General features: G+C 63.6%; 18 protein-coding genes. 8 read left to right on the top strand and 10 right to left on the bottom strand.

All coding sequences use genetic code 11. The features are described 5' to 3' along the window. The first annotated feature begins 37 nt into the window (after positions 1 to 37). Both aceA and loiP read left to right on the top strand, forming a co-directional pair. The gene (gene aceA / locus ACIGJB_RS09505; RefSeq protein WP_483729622.1) at positions 38 to 1,333 is read left to right on the top strand and encodes an isocitrate lyase; all 1,296 of its coding nucleotides are present in this window, start codon (positions 38 to 40) and stop codon (positions 1,331 to 1,333) included. A gap of 333 nt (positions 1,334 to 1,666) precedes the next feature. After that, the gene (gene loiP, locus ACIGJB_RS09500; RefSeq protein ID WP_483729621.1) at positions 1,667 to 2,419 is read left to right on the top strand and encodes a metalloprotease LoiP; all 753 of its coding nucleotides are present in this window, start codon (positions 1,667 to 1,669) and stop codon (positions 2,417 to 2,419) included. A gap of 108 nt (positions 2,420 to 2,527) precedes the next feature. Here the strand turns inward: loiP and ACIGJB_RS09495 are convergent, their stop codons facing one another. Both ACIGJB_RS09495 and ACIGJB_RS09490 read right to left on the bottom strand, forming a co-directional pair. After that, on the bottom strand, positions 2,528 to 2,962 hold the full coding sequence (locus tag ACIGJB_RS09495) for a universal stress protein (RefSeq protein WP_483708328.1): 435 nt from the start codon (positions 2,960 to 2,962) through the stop codon (positions 2,528 to 2,530). Between the two features lie 187 nt (positions 2,963 to 3,149). Then, complete coding sequence (locus ACIGJB_RS09490) at positions 3,150 to 4,100, bottom strand: LysR family transcriptional regulator (protein ID WP_483729620.1); 951 nt, start codon at positions 4,098 to 4,100, stop codon at positions 3,150 to 3,152. A gap of 252 nt (positions 4,101 to 4,352) precedes the next feature. On the opposite strand from ACIGJB_RS09490, the gene ACIGJB_RS09485 reads away from it, so the two are divergent. Both ACIGJB_RS09485 and aceB read left to right on the top strand, forming a co-directional pair. After that, complete coding sequence (locus tag ACIGJB_RS09485) at positions 4,353 to 5,054, top strand: haloacid dehalogenase type II (RefSeq protein ID WP_483729619.1); 702 nt, start codon at positions 4,353 to 4,355, stop codon at positions 5,052 to 5,054. Positions 5,055 to 5,108: 54 nt separating this feature from the next. Beyond that, positions 5,109 to 6,695 carry a malate synthase A gene (aceB, locus tag ACIGJB_RS09480; RefSeq protein WP_483729618.1) on the top strand — a complete coding sequence of 529 codons (1,587 nt, stop codon included), beginning with the start codon at positions 5,109 to 5,111 and terminating at the stop codon, positions 6,693 to 6,695. A 78-nt stretch (positions 6,696 to 6,773) separates the two neighbouring features. Here the strand turns inward: aceB and ACIGJB_RS09475 are convergent, their stop codons facing one another. Together ACIGJB_RS09475 and ACIGJB_RS09470 are read right to left on the bottom strand one after the other, a co-directional pair. Beyond that, positions 6,774 to 7,049, bottom strand: coding sequence for a hypothetical protein (locus ACIGJB_RS09475; protein ID WP_483729617.1), 276 nt, complete (start codon positions 7,047 to 7,049; stop codon positions 6,774 to 6,776). A gap of 164 nt (positions 7,050 to 7,213) precedes the next feature. Then, on the bottom strand, positions 7,214 to 7,513 hold the full coding sequence (locus ACIGJB_RS09470) for a hypothetical protein (RefSeq protein WP_483729616.1): 300 nt from the start codon (positions 7,511 to 7,513) through the stop codon (positions 7,214 to 7,216). A 178-nt stretch (positions 7,514 to 7,691) separates the two neighbouring features. Between ACIGJB_RS09470 and ACIGJB_RS09465 the strand changes: the two genes are divergently transcribed. Together ACIGJB_RS09465 and ACIGJB_RS09460 are read left to right on the top strand one after the other, a co-directional pair. Continuing rightward, positions 7,692 to 8,348, top strand: a complete 657-nt coding sequence (locus tag ACIGJB_RS09465) for a DsbA family oxidoreductase (protein WP_483729615.1) — start codon at positions 7,692 to 7,694, stop codon at positions 8,346 to 8,348. Between the two features lie 147 nt (positions 8,349 to 8,495). Next, the gene (locus ACIGJB_RS09460; protein ID WP_483729614.1) at positions 8,496 to 8,942 is read left to right on the top strand and encodes a PaaI family thioesterase; all 447 of its coding nucleotides are present in this window, start codon (positions 8,496 to 8,498) and stop codon (positions 8,940 to 8,942) included. Between the two features lie 27 nt (positions 8,943 to 8,969). Here the strand turns inward: ACIGJB_RS09460 and ACIGJB_RS09455 are convergent, their stop codons facing one another. From ACIGJB_RS09455 to ACIGJB_RS09430, 6 genes are all read right to left on the bottom strand, one after another. Continuing rightward, entirely contained in the window at positions 8,970 to 9,836 is an 867-nt protein-coding gene (locus ACIGJB_RS09455; RefSeq protein WP_483729613.1) for a lysophospholipid acyltransferase family protein, read from the bottom strand. Positions 9,837 to 10,274: 438 nt separating this feature from the next. Beyond that, positions 10,275 to 11,090 carry a MetQ/NlpA family ABC transporter substrate-binding protein gene (locus ACIGJB_RS09450; protein WP_483729612.1) on the bottom strand — a complete coding sequence of 272 codons (816 nt, stop codon included), beginning with the start codon at positions 11,088 to 11,090 and terminating at the stop codon, positions 10,275 to 10,277. 212 nt (positions 11,091 to 11,302) lie between these two features. Beyond that, positions 11,303 to 11,623 carry a type II toxin-antitoxin system PemK/MazF family toxin gene (locus ACIGJB_RS09445; RefSeq protein WP_483729611.1) on the bottom strand — a complete coding sequence of 107 codons (321 nt, stop codon included), beginning with the start codon at positions 11,621 to 11,623 and terminating at the stop codon, positions 11,303 to 11,305. Then, a complete protein-coding gene (locus ACIGJB_RS09440) occupies positions 11,617 to 11,865 on the bottom strand; it encodes an AbrB/MazE/SpoVT family DNA-binding domain-containing protein (RefSeq protein ID WP_483729610.1) in 249 nt (82 codons plus the stop codon). The genes ACIGJB_RS09445 and ACIGJB_RS09440 overlap by 7 nt, the downstream gene beginning before the upstream one ends. Before the next feature lie 190 nt (positions 11,866 to 12,055). Then, entirely contained in the window at positions 12,056 to 12,463 is a 408-nt protein-coding gene (locus ACIGJB_RS09435) for a VOC family protein (RefSeq protein ID WP_483729609.1), read from the bottom strand. Between the two features lie 78 nt (positions 12,464 to 12,541). Beyond that, positions 12,542 to 13,216 (bottom strand): SGNH/GDSL hydrolase family protein, encoded by a 675-nt coding sequence (locus ACIGJB_RS09430; protein ID WP_483729608.1) that lies wholly within the window; start codon positions 13,214 to 13,216, stop codon positions 12,542 to 12,544. Positions 13,217 to 13,328: 112 nt separating this feature from the next. On the opposite strand from ACIGJB_RS09430, the gene ACIGJB_RS09425 reads away from it, so the two are divergent. Both ACIGJB_RS09425 and ACIGJB_RS09420 read left to right on the top strand, forming a co-directional pair. Then, entirely contained in the window at positions 13,329 to 13,799 is a 471-nt protein-coding gene (locus tag ACIGJB_RS09425; protein ID WP_483729607.1) for an SRPBCC family protein, read from the top strand. Beyond that, positions 13,796 to 15,277 (top strand): DHA2 family efflux MFS transporter permease subunit, encoded by a 1,482-nt coding sequence (locus ACIGJB_RS09420; protein WP_483729606.1) that lies wholly within the window; start codon positions 13,796 to 13,798, stop codon positions 15,275 to 15,277. The genes ACIGJB_RS09425 and ACIGJB_RS09420 overlap by 4 nt, the downstream gene beginning before the upstream one ends. Position 15,278: the final 1 nt, after the last annotated feature.

The following is a 15,278-nucleotide window of genomic DNA, read 5'->3' as shown; positions in this document are numbered from 1 at the left end:
TTCTTTGCCATTCCCAATTTGTCGCTAGGAGAGTGATATGAACCGCGAACAACAGATCCAGGCACTGCAGAAGGATTGGGACACCAACCCCCGTTGGAAAGGCATCCGCCGCAATTTCACCGCTGAAGACGTGGTACGCCTGCGCGGTTCCGTCCAGGTGGAGCACACGCTGGCCCGGCGCGGCTCCGAAAAGCTGTGGAACTTGCTGCAGACCGAGCCGTTCGTCAACTCGCTCGGCGCGTTGACGGGCAACCAGGCCATGCAGCAGGTGAAGGCCGGCCTGAAGGCCATCTACCTGTCGGGCTGGCAAGTTGCCGGCGACGCCAACCTGGCCGGTGAGATGTATCCCGACCAGTCGCTGTATCCGGCCAATTCGGTGCCGCAAGTGGTCAAGCGCATCAACAATACGTTCCAGCGCGCCGACCAGATCCAATGGAGCGAAGGCGGCGGCGACACCGATTTCTTTGCCCCGATCGTGGCCGACGCCGAGGCCGGTTTCGGTGGCGTGCTGAACGCGTTCGAACTGATGAAGTCGATGATCGAGGCGGGCGCCGCCGGCGTTCACTTCGAAGACCAACTGGCCTCGGTAAAGAAGTGCGGCCACATGGGCGGCAAGGTGCTGGTCCCGACCCGCGAAGCCGTTGCCAAGCTGACCGCGGCCCGTCTGGCTGCCGATGTTTCCGGCGTGCCGACCCTGGTGATCGCCCGTACCGACGCCGAGGCTGCTGACCTGCTGACCTCGGACGTGGACGAAAATGACAAGCCGTTCTGCACCGGCGAACGGACCGTGGAGGGCTTCTACCGCGTCCGCAACGGCCTGGAGCAGTCGATCTCGCGCGCCCTGGCCTACGCCGAAGTGGCAGACCTGGTGTGGTGCGAAACCGGCAAGCCGGACCTCGAGTTCGCCAAGAAATTTGCCGACGCCGTGCATGCGAAGTTCCCCGGCAAGATGCTGGCCTACAACTGCTCGCCGTCGTTCAACTGGAAGAAGAACCTCGACGACGCGACAATCGCCAAGTTCCAGAGGGAACTGGGCGCCATGGGCTACAAGTTCCAGTTCATCACGCTGGCCGGCTTCCACTCGCTGAACTATTCGATGTTCAACCTGGCCTACGGCTACGCCCGCAACCAGATGAGCGCGTTCGTGGAGTTGCAGGAAGCCGAGTTCAAGGCGGCCGAGAAGGGGTTCACCGCCGTCAAGCACCAGCGCGAAGTCGGCACCGGCTACTTCGATGCCGTGACCCAGACCATCGAAGGCGGCCAGTCGTCGACGACCGCCCTGAAGGGATCGACCGAAGACGAGCAGTTCTTCGAAGACAAGAAAGTGGCCTGACTCTCCTGGCCACCGTTTGCTGAAACATAGATCGGGGGGAACCGAGTAGTCTCTTGGTTCAGCAGACCACAGGAAGCGCGTGCGACCATCACGCGCTTCTTCTTCAGGCACCGCGCCGTTTCTCTCTCAGGAGGCGGCGCGGTTTTTTTTGTGCTCAAGTAAAGCAGCGCAGGCCAAATGTAATCAATTGTCATAATTGGTGGTTGTTGCGCATCAACCGGTCCTCGCTGGCGCAAAAGTGGAATAAAGTCCCGTGGCCTTGAATGACACATTCAATGCACATCCAAGACACATTCCGTTTGCACGCCTGGCGTGCGTTGATTCCGCAATAACATGAAAACACCTCTCCTCATTACCCTGGCAGTGGCAGCCGCCGCTGCTGTGGCTGGCTGCGCCGGCACCAACCTTGACGGCATGGTGGCCGCTGGCAGCAGCCTGGCCAAGGCGGCCACGCTCAGCGATGCCGACGTCAAGAGTCTGTCGGACCAGGCTTGCGCCGAGTCGGACAAGACCAACAAGATTGCCGCAGCCAACAGCACCTATGCCAAGCGCCTGGTCAAGGTCATGACGGGGCTGAAGAATTCGGACGTGCCAAACGTCAACGCCAAGGTCTACATGACCAAGGACGTCAATGCTTGGGCCATGGCCAATGGCTGCGTGCGCGTGTATAGCGGCCTGATGGACATGATGAACGACGACGAGGTGCGCGGCGTGCTGGGCCACGAGCTTGGCCACGTGGCGCTTGGCCACACCAAGAAGGCGATGCAGGTGGCCTACACCGCGACCGCCGCACGCGGCGCGGCGGCGGCGGCCGGCAACGGTGCGGTGGCAGCGCTGTCGTCGTCGCAGCTGGGCGAGCTTGGCGAGAAGCTGATCAACGCGCAGTTCTCGCAGTCGCAGGAATCTGCGGCCGACGATTACTCGTTCGACCTGCTGAAGAAGAACAAGGCCAGCCCCAGCGGCCTGGTCACTGCGTTCCAGAAACTGGCCAAGCTCGATGGCGGCAAGTCCAGCATGTTCTCCTCGCATCCGGGTTCGGACGCGCGCGCCCAGCATATCCAGGAGCGTATCAGCAAGGGTTCCTGACTCCGCAAGCTTGCTGCGTAAATTTGGCGGGCAGCGGGCAATGAAAAAGGGCCGGGAGATTTCCCGGCCCGGTCAGAGATCAGCGGCGCTCGTCCAGCGACCCGGGGATCAGCGATAGACGATCACCGGAATATCGGTGTGGGTCAGCACCTTCTGGGTTTCGGAGCCCAGCAGCAGGCCGGACAAGCCGCGCCGGCCGTGCGAAGCCATGAAGATCACGTCGCAGCCGTGGCGCTCCGCGGCGTCGATGATGCCCAGATAGGGCACCGCGAACGTCGACATGTCGGAGTCGAAGGTCACGCCCGCAGCCGCGGCGAGACCCTCCACTTCCTTGAGGTACAGCTTGGCCTGGTTTTCGATACGGTCCTTGAAGGCCTGCGGCGCCTCGACCACGATTTCGCTGAACGGGGTGTACGGATACTCCTCGAGGCAGACATAGGCGGTGATGCGCGCGCCAATGGCCTTGGCCAGTTCCAGTCCGCCGTTGATTGCCTTCTTGGAGAGTTCGGAACCGTCGGTGGGAAGCAGGATGTGTTGGAACATGCAGGACTCCTTTCATGCGGGGGATGAGGGGAGGGCAGGCCCGGTTGCCACCTTTACACGACCCTGGCTTGCGACCGGAAAAGCGCCTGTCTGAATTGCATTGTAGTCAGTGTGCCGAGTAGGGCATTGCGCTATATCAATTGCAACAAAGTGCGACAGCGCACGTTTTCCCGTCCCCGCCCCGGTTCTAGCTGGCCATGGCGGCAATCGCCGGCCGCGCCGGTACCTGTTCGGTCCGGCGCCAGTAGGCCGGGTTGCCATAGGTGTTCTTCAGATGGTCAATGAACAGCCGTACTCGCAGTGGCAGGTGCTTGCGCTGCGGGAACACCGCGTGGATGCCGATCGGGGGCGCCTGGAACTCGTCGAGCACCGTCACCAGCCGGCCGCTGGCAATTTCGTTGCCGACTTCCCACCACGAGCGCCACGCCAGCCCGTGGCCTTGCAGGCACCATTCGTGCAGCACGGCGCCGTCGGTGCATTCCATCGTGCCGCCGACCTTGACCGTAACCGCCCGGCCTTCCTGCTGGAAGACCCAGCCGCGCTGGACGTTGGCGCTGGCGCCGAAAGCCAGGCAGTTGTGACGCTGCAGATCCTCCGGCAAGGCCGGCGTGCCGGCGCGCGACAGATAGTCGGGTGATGCCACCACCACCCGACGGGTTTCCGCCAGGCGGATGGAAACGAGGCTGGAGTCGGGCAGGTCTCCCAGCCGGATAGCGCAGTCAAAGCCTTCATTGACCAGGTCCACCACACGGTCGGATAGATCCAGCGTAATCGTCACATCCGGGTGCGATTCGATGAACAGCGGCACCAGTGGCGCCACATGCTTGCGTCCATAGCCCGCCGGCGCCGTCACGCGCAGGTGGCCGCTGGCTTTCACGCCGCCTGCGGAGACGCTGGCCTCGGCGTTGTGCAGGTCGTTCAGGATGCGCTGGCAGTCTTCCAGGAAGGCGGAGCCCTCGAAGGTCAGGCTGATCTTGCGCGTCGTGCGGATCAGCAGCTTGACGCCCAGCCGTTCTTCCAGCGCGTCGATGCGCCGCCCGATGATGGCCGGCGCCACGCCTTCCGCGGCCGCCGCGGCGGACAGACTGCCGCGCGAGGCCACCGATACAAAAGTCTCCAGTTGTTTGAAATGGTCCACGAATGTTTATTTGCGATGCCTGCGCGATCACCCGGGCGTTGCCGGCGGACGGGGATCTTGCGCGAATGAGGGGGAATTGGTGTTTATTGTCGAACAAGTCAGCCAAGATTAGATGTCGAAAAGTAAAAGATCAAGTGACCCGGGCCGACTTTGCCGCACTGCAGCGACTGCCTACAATTCCATGCATTCAGTGGTGTACAGCCCCACGCAACCGCCTACGGCAAGACCTGACCCAGGAAACCAGAGCGCCCCATGAACAAGATCCGCGCAGTCGTCTTCGACGCCTACGGCACGCTGTTCGACGTGTATTCCGTCACGGCGCGCGCGGAGCAACTGTTCCCGGGCAAGGGTGAAGCCCTGGCGCTGCTGTGGCGTGAACGGCAGATCGACTACACCCGAGTGCGCACCATGGCGAGCCCCGATGGCAAGTACTACAAGCCGTTCTGGGCCCTGACCGTGGATTCGCTGCGCTATGCCGCGGAACGGCTGAAGGTGACGCTGGACGACGCGACCGAAGCACAGCTGCTCAAGGAATACGCATGCCTGTCGGCCTTTCCCGAGAACCTGGGCGCGCTGAAACGGCTGCGCCGCGCCGGCCTGCCGCTGGGCATCCTGTCCAACGGCAATGCCGAGATGCTTGATATCTCGGTCAAGAGCGCGGGCATGCATGGCCTGTTCGACCATGTGCTGTCGGTCGACGCCGTGCGTCAGTACAAGACCGCCCCGGAGGCCTATGCGCTCGGGCCGAAGGCATTCGAGCTGCCAGCCGAAGAGATTCTTTTCGTCTCTTCGAACGGCTGGGATGCCTGCGGCGCCACCTGGTTCGGCTACACCACGTTCTGGATCAATCGTGCCGGCCATCCGGCGGAGCGGCTCGACGTAGCGCCCTCCGGCACCGGGCATGACATGAATGACCTGCTCGATTTTGTCCGCGCCAGGGGCGTGGACGTCTGAACGACGACGAGGGGTCGACTCTCTAACCAGCTATCGACTAACAGGAGAAGACTGATGGCTATCACGTTGCCCGCGGGCATGAAGATTACCGGCGAGATCCTGCCGGCCTACGAAGATATCCTCACGCCGGAAGCCCTGGCGCTGGTAGACAAACTCCACCGCGCCTTTGAACCGCGCCGCCAGGAACTGCTGGCCGCCCGCGTCGAGCGCGCCAAGCGCCTGGACGCCGGCGAAGTCCCCGACTTCCTGCCCGAAACCAAGCACATCCGCGAAGGCGACTGGAAAGTCGCGCCGATCCCCAAGGCTCTGGAATGCCGCCGCGTGGAAATCACCGGCCCGGTCGAAGCCAAGATGGTCATCAATGCCTTCAACTCGGGCGCTGACAGCTACATGACCGACTTCGAGGATTCCAACACCCCGAACTGGCACAACCAGATGCAGGGGCAGGTGAACCTGAAGGCCGCCGTGCGCCGCACGCTGACCCTGGAATCGAAGGGCAAGCAATACAAGCTGAACGACAAGATCGCCACGCTGCAGGTGCGTCCGCGCGGCTGGCACCTGGACGAAAAGCACGTCACCATCGACGGCAAGCGCGTCTCGGGCGGCATCTTCGACTTCGCGCTGTTCCTGTTCCATAACGCCAAGGAACAGATCGCCCGCGGCGACGGCCCGTTCTTCTACCTGCCGAAGATGGAAAGCCATCTGGAAGCACGCCTGTGGAACGACATCTTCGTGATGGCCCAGAACGAGATCGGCCTGCCGCAAGGCACCATCAAGGCCACCGTGCTGATCGAGACCATCCTCGCCGCGTTCGAAATGGATGAAATCCTGTACGAACTGCGCGAGCACAGCGCTGGCCTGAACGCCGGCCGCTGGGACTACATCTTCTCGTGCATCAAGAAGTTCAAGAACGACAAGAACTTCTGCCTGGCCGACCGCGCCAAGGTCACCATGACGGCGCCGTTCATGCGCGCCTACGCGCTGCTGCTGCTGAAGACCTGCCACTATCGCGGCGCGCCCGCCATGGGCGGCATGAGCGCCCTGATCCCGATCAAGAATGATCCGGAGAAGAACGCCATCGCCATGCAGGGCATCATCAGCGACAAGCGGCGCGATGCCACCGACGGCTACGACGGCGGCTGGGTGGCACACCCGGGCCTGGTCGAGCCCGCCATGAAGGAATTCGTGGCCGTGCTGGGAGACAAGCCCAACCAGTTCGAGAAGCAACGCCCGGACGTGAACGTGAAGGGTTCGGACCTTCTGGACTTCCAGCCGGAAACCCCGATCACCGAAGCCGGCCTGCGCATGAACATCAACGTCGGCATCCATTACCTGGGCGCCTGGCTGGCCGGCAACGGCTGCGTGCCGATCCACAACCTGATGGAAGATGCGGCCACCGCCGAAATCTCGCGTTCGCAGGTGTGGCAATGGATCCGCTCGCCCAAGGGCAAGCTGGAAGACGGCACCAAGGTCACGGCCGAGCTGGTGCGCAAGCTGATCCCGGAAGAGCTGGCCAAGGTGAAGGCTGAAGTTGGCGGCGAGACCCCGACCTATGACCGCGCTGCCGAGATCTTCGAGCAGATGTCGACGTCGGAAGATTTCGCCGAATTCCTGACGCTGCCGCTGTACGAAGAAGTCTGAGCAGCCAAGGCTCGATGAAATGAAAAACCCGCGGTGTTTGCCGCGGGTTTTTTGTTCCTGCAAACTCGCGCAGCGCTTTCACACGGTCGTCTTCGAAGCCGGCACGATCGTCTTCAGCATTGCCTTTCGGTAGGTGCGCTCCACGGCAAGCGTGCGGCACAGCAAGCGCAGAACCCTCATCGAATGATGCGTGGGGTGGCCTTTCGACTTCAGCGCCCGCAAATGATGCAGGCGCACACGGATTTCTTTCCGCAAGGTGGCAATGCGCTGATCCAGCGGCAATATGTCCCGCTCCATGAGCAGGAGCTGCCGAAGCTCCTGCAGCTCCTGCCGGCTATAGCGCATGCCTTTCATTTCGGCCCCTCCTGCTCGATCGTGGCAGGGGTTCCGCATCTTTTGTTCCCGACACCATCGCGTGGAGAGCGGCGTGGCCTGGCACTGCGACGGCGCGGGCTGAAAGTGCCGCGCGAATGCCTTATTAAAGTGGCGCTGCTTGCCGACTGTCGGCAACGAAGCGGTTACGAACCGCTATGCCTTCCGGCGTAGGGCTTGCGCTGATCCAGCGCATTGCGCCTTTGTACCTGCCAGCAATAGAAGTACGTACATTGCAGCGCAATTTCTACATTGCGCGCATGCCGCAGCGCCCGAAGGCTTTCCCGCAGCAGGCGAAGCAGGCGATACGCGAACTGTGTATCCTGGCCTTCCTGTCGTGCGGCGCGTATCAGCTGGATGTGTGCGCGAAGTCTCAAGCGCGTCTGCTCGATCACGCTGTCAAGTTCCGTGATGCGGTCTGTGCCGATTTCCGTCTTGGCGACCATGGCAGGATCCTCGAGTGAATGTCTCGAAGCCCGTGCGGCTTCGGCGGGCATCACGCAATTCCCTTGCCTGACAGGCTGCCATCTTGGAATCGGCCGGCCCGGCTTCTGCAAGTCCCGGCAATTCGCGTTACCCTGACCAGCTACCGTTACCAACCAGGCTATTTGCGCCACAGACACCATGACCCAACCGCTTCGCATCGACTTCGTTTCCGATATCTCATGCCCATGGTGCGCCATCGGCCTGTCCTCGTTGCGGCTGGCGCTGTCGCGCCTTGGCGATGCAGTGGACGCCGAGATCGCCGTGCATCCGTTCGAACTGAATCCGGACATGGCGCCCGGTGGCGAAGCCATTGTCGAATACCTGGGGAAGAAGTACGGGCGCACGCCGGAACAGATTGCGCAAACGCAGGACATGATCCGCGAGCGCGGTACGTCGGTCGGCTTCACGTTCGGGCCGCGCACACGGGTCTACAACACCTTCGATGCGCATCGTCTGCTGCATTGGGCTGGGCTCGAAGGCCGCCAGCTGCCGCTCAAGCTGGCGCTGCTCGAGGCCTATCATGGCCAGGGCAGGGATCCGAGCAACCATGACGTGCTGGTCGAGATCGCGGAATCGGTCGGGCTGGACGCCACGCGCGCGCGCCAGGTGCTGCAGGGCGGCGACTATGCCGACGACGTGCGCGAGGCGGAGCGGGAGAACCAGTCCATGGGCCTGACTTCGGTGCCGGCGATCATCTTCAATCGACGCTATCTTGTGAGCGGCGGACAACCGGTCGAGGCCTTCGAGCAGGCGATCCGCGACATTCTTGCCGAGGCGCCCACGTCGACGGCTTGACCGGCGTGTCCTGATCCTGCTGCACTGCTATCCCTGATGTCCCCGCGGGCATTCACTCCGACAAAAGGGACCGTTCGCGAAATCGAGCTTTACGCGACGGGGCAAAACGCCTGAAGGTATGGCTTTGCTATTGCGCCCCTTTGTGAAATGAACGACCAAGCCCCCAAGACCGCCAGCGCCGCGGATGTTGCCATCCGTGAAGAGCGCGGCAGTTTCTGCCTCGACAACCCCGCCCTGGAGAGCGCGGGTGTCAGGATCACCCAGTGGCGCCGCGATTACGTGGAACTGGAGCTGGATGTTGCGCCCCACATGCTCAACCGCAGCCGTGTGATCCACGGCGGCACCCTCTGCACGCTGCTCGATGCCGCGACGGGTTATTCCGGTCTTTACACGCCCGCTGGCGAGGCTCCACTGCATGCCGTCACGCTTTCGCTGACCTCGAACTTCCTGAACAACGGGACCGGCAAGCTGCTGACCGCGAAAGGGATGGTCGACCGGCGCGGGCGTTCGATTTTCTTTTCCCGCGCGGAAGTCTGGCTGGACGAGGAATTGCTGGTCGCAACGGGCGTTGCGACGATGAAGTACCTGAAGTAGGGGCAGTGCTTTCCAGGCTGGCGGCCGTTACGTCGAACTGACGGTGCTCGCGCCATCCGCCTCGGGCGCTACAGCGCCCGACGGAACCTTGTAGCGGTTGTATCCCCACAGATACTGCTCGGGGAAGCGCCGGACCATGTCCTCCACCTCGGCATTGATCCACGCTGCCTGCGCTTCAGTGGACTGCGGCATGGGTCCGGTCAGGCGTTTTACGTGCATCTTCCAGCCGCGCCCGCCAGGCAAGCGCTCGCCAGCCGCAATGATGAGCGGCGCGCCGGTTTGCGAGGCGAGCTTGCACGGCAACGTGATCGTATAGGCCTTGCGGCCAAAGAACGGTGCCCAGACGCCATCGCCCTTGGGCGCCTGATCCGGCAACAAGCCTACGGCCTCGCCTTGCCGCAAGGCGCGCACGAACGCGCGCACGCCTTGCGCGGTAGCGGGGAACGCCTTCAGTTTCGAGGCGCCGCGCACGGTATCGAGCAGGTCCCGGAACAGCGCCTTGCGGTGGGGCCGGAACATGATGGTCAGCGGGATCCGTTCCGCGGCGTAGCGTGCCGCCAACTCGAAGCATCCCAGGTGCGGCGTCAGCATGACGAGTCCGCGGCCTTCCGCCAGGGTGTTCTCGATCACGTCCCAATCTTCGCAAATCACCTTGTCGAGGCAGTCGTCGAGGCGAAACCAGACATGGGCGAGCTCGGTCATCATGGCGCCGGTCTCACCCGCCGCCTTGCGTGCGAAAGATGGCGCGGCGAAGCCCGCCTGGATGGCGTTCTGCTGGAGGTGCCTGCGGTATCCGCCGGGCAGGGCATAGACGAGCCGCCCCAGCATGCGCCCGGTCGCATGCGCAACGGGCAACGGCAGCGCGGCAACAAGCCGGACCACCGCGGAGAGCATGCTACTTGTAAAAGGCAGACGTTGAGGCATGGTCACGATTGAAGGGTGAAAGACTGGCGCGATTCCGACGGCCCCTGATAGCCAGCACAACTGCGACGGAATGGCGGGACTGGCGTGCCAGTTCGTTCCAAGGCGCCCTGGCGGCGGATTGACAACTACCGGGTCAAATCAGGCTACGTGGGGGTGGCGATCGCTTGGCGTGCCGGCTCACGCCGGGTCTCCACGATGCACCGTGTGTGACGGGCAGGGGGCCTGTCAGGTGTCTGCGTGGAATCGTTGGCGGGGCGCGGCATGCGGAGTTCTTGCGTTGAAGGACGCTCACTTTAGCATGCATCGATTGGCGCGCCGCCGGTTTCCCCGTCGAGGCGGGGTGGTATGGGTGCCAGCCCTGTGATGGACTGGCAGATGCGGGACCAGCCCCGCATCTTGGTTCATCCATCAGAACGACGGAACCATCGCGCCCTTGAACTGGGTCTTCATGAACTGCTTCACTTCCTCAGACTGGTAAGCCGCCACCAGCTTCTTTACCCACGGCTTGTCCTTGTCCTGGGTGCGGACCACGATGATATTGGCGTACGGGCTGTGGATGTCTTCCAGGCCGATCGCGTCCTTGGTCGGCTGCAGGCCGGCGGCGAGCGCGTAGTTGGTATTGATGACCGCGGCGCCGACGTCCGGCAGGGCGCGGGCCAGCTGGGCGGCGTCGAGTTCGACGATCTTCAGCTTTTTGGGATTCTCTGCCACGTCCAGCGGGGTCGCGTTGGTGCCGTTGGTGCCCGCGCCAGCCTTGAGCTTGATCACGCCCTGGGACTGCAGCAGCAGCAGTGCGCGGTTCTCGTTCGACGGGTCGTTGGGCACGGCCACCTTGGCGCCCTGCGGCAGGTCCTTCGGCGACTTCAGGTTCTTCGAATAGATGCCCAGCGGCGAGATATAGGTGTAGCCCACACTAACCATCTTGTAGCCGCGCTGCTTGATCTGGCTATCCAGGTAGGGCTGGTGCTGGAAGCTGTTGGCGTCCAGGTCGCCGGCGTCCAGCGCGGCGTTCGGCTGGACGTAGTCGTTGAATTCCACAACTTTCACGTTCAGGCCGTTCTTTTTGGCCACTTTCTGCACGACTTGCCAGACTTCGGAGTCCGGTCCGCTGACGGTACCCACGCGGATGGTCTGTTCCTGGGCCGACACGCTGCCCGCCGCGGCGATGAGGCCAAAGGCGGACACCGCAACCGCCAGACGCTTGTAAAGGGAGATGCTGCGCATAGGAGAGTTTGGATGTTATTGGAAGCTTGTGGCTTGAGAGGCGCTTCACCCCGGCTGGATATGACCGGGCGGGCGCGGTCCAAGATTAACGCAATTGCGTCCAAACGGGGCCGCGCAGGGAATTTTGGCGTCTATTTCTTTTTCATATGCTTATGAAGCTGGCGAGGGCAACAAAGCTGGCATTTAATGCCTGGGCGCGCCGCCGGGCCGCGCTAGTCTGCGAAGATCTCGCGAAGTGTCTTCAGCGCTGCAAGCAGGGCGTCGTCGATAACCCTACCGGCCTTTTTGACAAGCCTGCCTTGATCGACGGTGCGGACCTGGTCAAGCAACATGAGACCTGCTTTTCCCTGGAACGTGACCGGGGTTCTAAAGGGCGCCGGGCGGCTGCCCGTCGTCATGGGCGCCACAATGACCGTGCGCAGATGGTCATGGAGTTCAGGCGGCGAAATCACGACGCAAGGACGCGTCTTGCGGATTTCGCTGCCAACAGTCGGGTCGAGTGCAACCAGCCAGACGTCCCCACGACTTACCATTGCAGGTCCTCATCGTCAGCGTTGGGAAAATCGCCAAGAACCAGGGCATCGTCCCCGGCTGCGGCAATGGCCTGGCTGGCTTCGGCCCAGCCATGGCGCGGCTTGTTCTTCGGGCGCCTGATGACGAGCGCATCGTTTTCAATTTCCATGTCAACCTCATCTTCCAGACCAAGTTGGGCGAGGATCGGTTTCGGAATCAGCACGCCTTGCGAGTTACCCATCTTGCGTATCACAGCCTTCATTGCGCCACCTCGGGGTTGCTTGCCAGTCAGGATCAGTGCGGAAGCACAATGTTATAACAAACGGCCTTGCGTCGTGTTACCTTGCGAACCTTGTCGCGCGGTTGCATCACTGTGCCAGTGCGGTCCCGGCGGAACTAGCAGAATCCTCTGAATAAGCCCTATCCCTTTCTGCGGGTCTTTTCCTCCGTGGCTAGTGCCGAGCCAACCCATACCCCTCGCCCCGCCACTCGATAAAACAAAGCCCATGCCCGAACGGATCCGACAGCGTGGCTTGCCGGCCCCAGTCGAACTCCTGTGGCCAGTCCTCGAGTTCCGCGCCGGCCTCCAGCGCACGTTCGATGGCGCTTTCGAGGTTGTCGACGACAAAATCGAGATGCACGGGGGTCCAGTGCCGGCGGTAGTCGCGCCGGGTGTTGGCGCGCGTGGTCGGGCGGGAGCCGGGCGGCTTGGCAAGCAAATAGATGGGGGTGGCGCCGCCCGTCATCTCGGCCACGGTATCGTCGAACAGCTTGCGGCTCAGGCGCAGGCCCAGTCCTTCCTGATAGAAGCCGATGCCGCGCGGCAGGTCATCGACATCGATATTGATCAGCAACTCCATCACGGTCTCCTGACAGCTTCGGGAAAATGCCCGCGCATTGTGCGCCGGTGCTCCTGACAACTCCTGTCAGGAGGGTTGTCACCGGGCGAGGCGTGCGCGTACCACTGGCTGCAGTGCGTCGCCGAGCGCCAGGTGCGCCTCGGCATCGAGATGGACACCGTCGACGGCGCTGCTCTCGATCACCGTGCCGGCATCGAACAGCGGGCATCCGAGCGCGTCGCATACCTCGCGCACCGCTTCCGGCAAGCCAGCCCACTTGTGCTCGCCGCCGGCGAACTTGGGCGCGAGCGGGCCGCGTGGCGTGCGGATCGGTGGCGGCACCACGACCAGCACCGGCGGCACCGGCATCCCCGGCTCGATCGGCGCCGTGCGAATGGCATTGACCAGCGCGCCGATGCCCTGTGCGGCGTGCCAGGCGTTGTGGGGGTGCATCGACTGGAAATCATTGTTGCCGAGCATCAGGATCACGAGCGCGAGCGGGGAATCGATCTCGATGCGCTGCGCCAGACCTTGCAGGCCGTTGCGTCCCGGCTTGAACGGGTCGTCCCAGACCGTGCGGCGGCCGTTCAGGCAGTCTTCGATGATGCGGACCGGGGCGCCCCCGTCGGCGTTCAGCCCGAGTTCCAGCCGCCCGGGCCAGCGTATGGGGAACGGCAGGCGCCGGCGCGTGCCGGGCACGATGCCCCATGAGAGGGAATCGGCGTACACCAGGACTTGCAGGGGATCGACTTCAGGACACGTGGCGAGGGACATGCGGCGGCTCCGGACGGGCGTGGCGCAGATGTTGCGCTGCGCAGTGAAATGGTGCTGACGAACGGCCAAGACACTTCATAATATCGATTACATCAAAACACGGAGAGTGAAGTTGCGTTTCGAGCACTTGGTAGAGATCAATGATCCAGGCAATCCTCAACTGGATCCGCTTACGCCTGACCAGCTCTGGCAAGGGCTGGTCCTGCGTGCCGAGTCGCCCGAACTGTTCGTCCTTGGCCTGGACCATGCTGAAGTCGTTGGCCGTGGCGACGGCTGGATCGAGCGCGTGCTGCATTTCGGCGCGGCGACCATCGATGACCGCGTGGTATTCGAACCGCGTCGCCAGGTCCGCTACGAGACCGCCGCGACGGCCGACCATGCCGGCGGCACCCTGACGATGGTGATTGAAACGCCAGCGCCGGGCGCATTGCTGCTGCGCTTCGTCTACGACACCACCATGCCGGCGGTGGATGCCAGCGGCGACGACCGCTACGCCGAAATCGTCAAGTCCGCCTACCACGAAGCCGACCTCGACACCGTCCGCAAGATTCGCGAGATCGCCGCCACGGGGCGCTTGGGGTGAGCCGGGCCCCGCACGCGCCGGAGGCATCCGGCGGCGGGTCGGGCGGGCCGACCCGGGCGGCGCTGCGCACGCGCTACGGCGACCGGCTGCGCTGGCTGGTGCTGGTCACGCTGATGCTGGGAACGATGTCGTCCATTGTCTCGTCCACCATCATCAACGTTGCCATTCCTGACCTGAGCCGCCATTTCGTGCTCGGCCAGGAACGCGCCCAATGGGTGGCGGCCAGCTTCATGATTGCGATGACGCTGGCGATGCTGCTCACGCCATGGCTGCTCAATCGCTACGGCCTGCGGCGCACGTTCCTGGGCGCGCTCGCGCTGCTGGGCGTGGGTGGCGCGGTGGGCGGGCTGTCGCCGACCTACGGCGTGATGATTGCCATGCGCGTGGCAGAGGGCGTCGCCGCGGGGATCATGCAGCCGCTGCCCAGCATCCTGGTGCTGCGCGTATTCGACGAGCGCGAGCAGGGCAGGGCCATGAGCCTGTTCGGCTTCGGCGTGGTGCTGGCGCCGGCGCTCGGTCCGAGCCTCGGCGGTTTCCTGGTGGAAGCCTTTGGCTGGCGTTCGATCTTCTTTGTCGTGGTGCCGCTGACCCTGCTCGGCGCAGCGATGGCGCGGCGCTTCATGGCCGTCGATTCGATCATGATGGGCGAGCGCAAGCCGCTGGACTGGCGCGGCCTGGCGCTGGCCGGGGTCGCGACGGTCTGCCTGCTGAACGGGCTGGTCGAACTGCGCGAAAGCGTGGCCGCCGGCATGATGCTGGCGGGACTGGGCGTGGTGCTGGTGGTGGCGTTCGTCATGTGGCAGCTGCGCGCGGCCGATCCGCTCATGGACATGCGGCTGTACAGCTACCGGCAATTCTCGGCGGGCGCGGTGGTGGCCTTTATCTATGGCGCGGGCCTGTTCGGCTCGACCTACCTGCTGCCCGTGTACATGCAGATGGCGCTGAACTATACGCCGTCGCGCGCGGGCCTGGTGCTGCTGCCGGCCGGCGTCGCGCTGGCGCTGACGATTGCGCTGGCGGGGCGCCTGACGCACCGGGTGTCGCCGCATTACCAGGTGTCGTTCGGGCTGGCGTTGCTGTCGCTGTCGTTCCTGCTGATGGCGACGGGCTCGCCGTCCACGCCGTACCTGCTGCTGGTGGCGCTGGCGGTGCTCGGGCGCATTGGCCTGGGCTGCATCCTGCCGTCGCTGACGCTCGGGTCGATGCGTGGCGTGGATTTTTCCCTGATCGCACAGGGATCGAGTTGCATCAATTTCGTGCGCCAGCTTGGCGGGGCGATTGGTGTCAGCCTGGCGGGCGTCGGCCTGCAATGGCGGCTGAACCAGCACGGCGCGGTGCTGGGGCAGGGCGGCGATGTGCTGGCGCAGGCGGCGCGCATTCGCGCCTTCGATGAAACCTTCCTGGCCGTGGGCGTGGTGATCGCCACGGCCATCCTGGCGTCCTGGCGCATCCGGCCGAAGCCGGTGCCGCTCAACTGAG

The organism is Cupriavidus sp. C2SS-8b, assembly GCF_057073745.1.
This window is presented reverse-complemented; position numbering and strand designations above follow the sequence as displayed.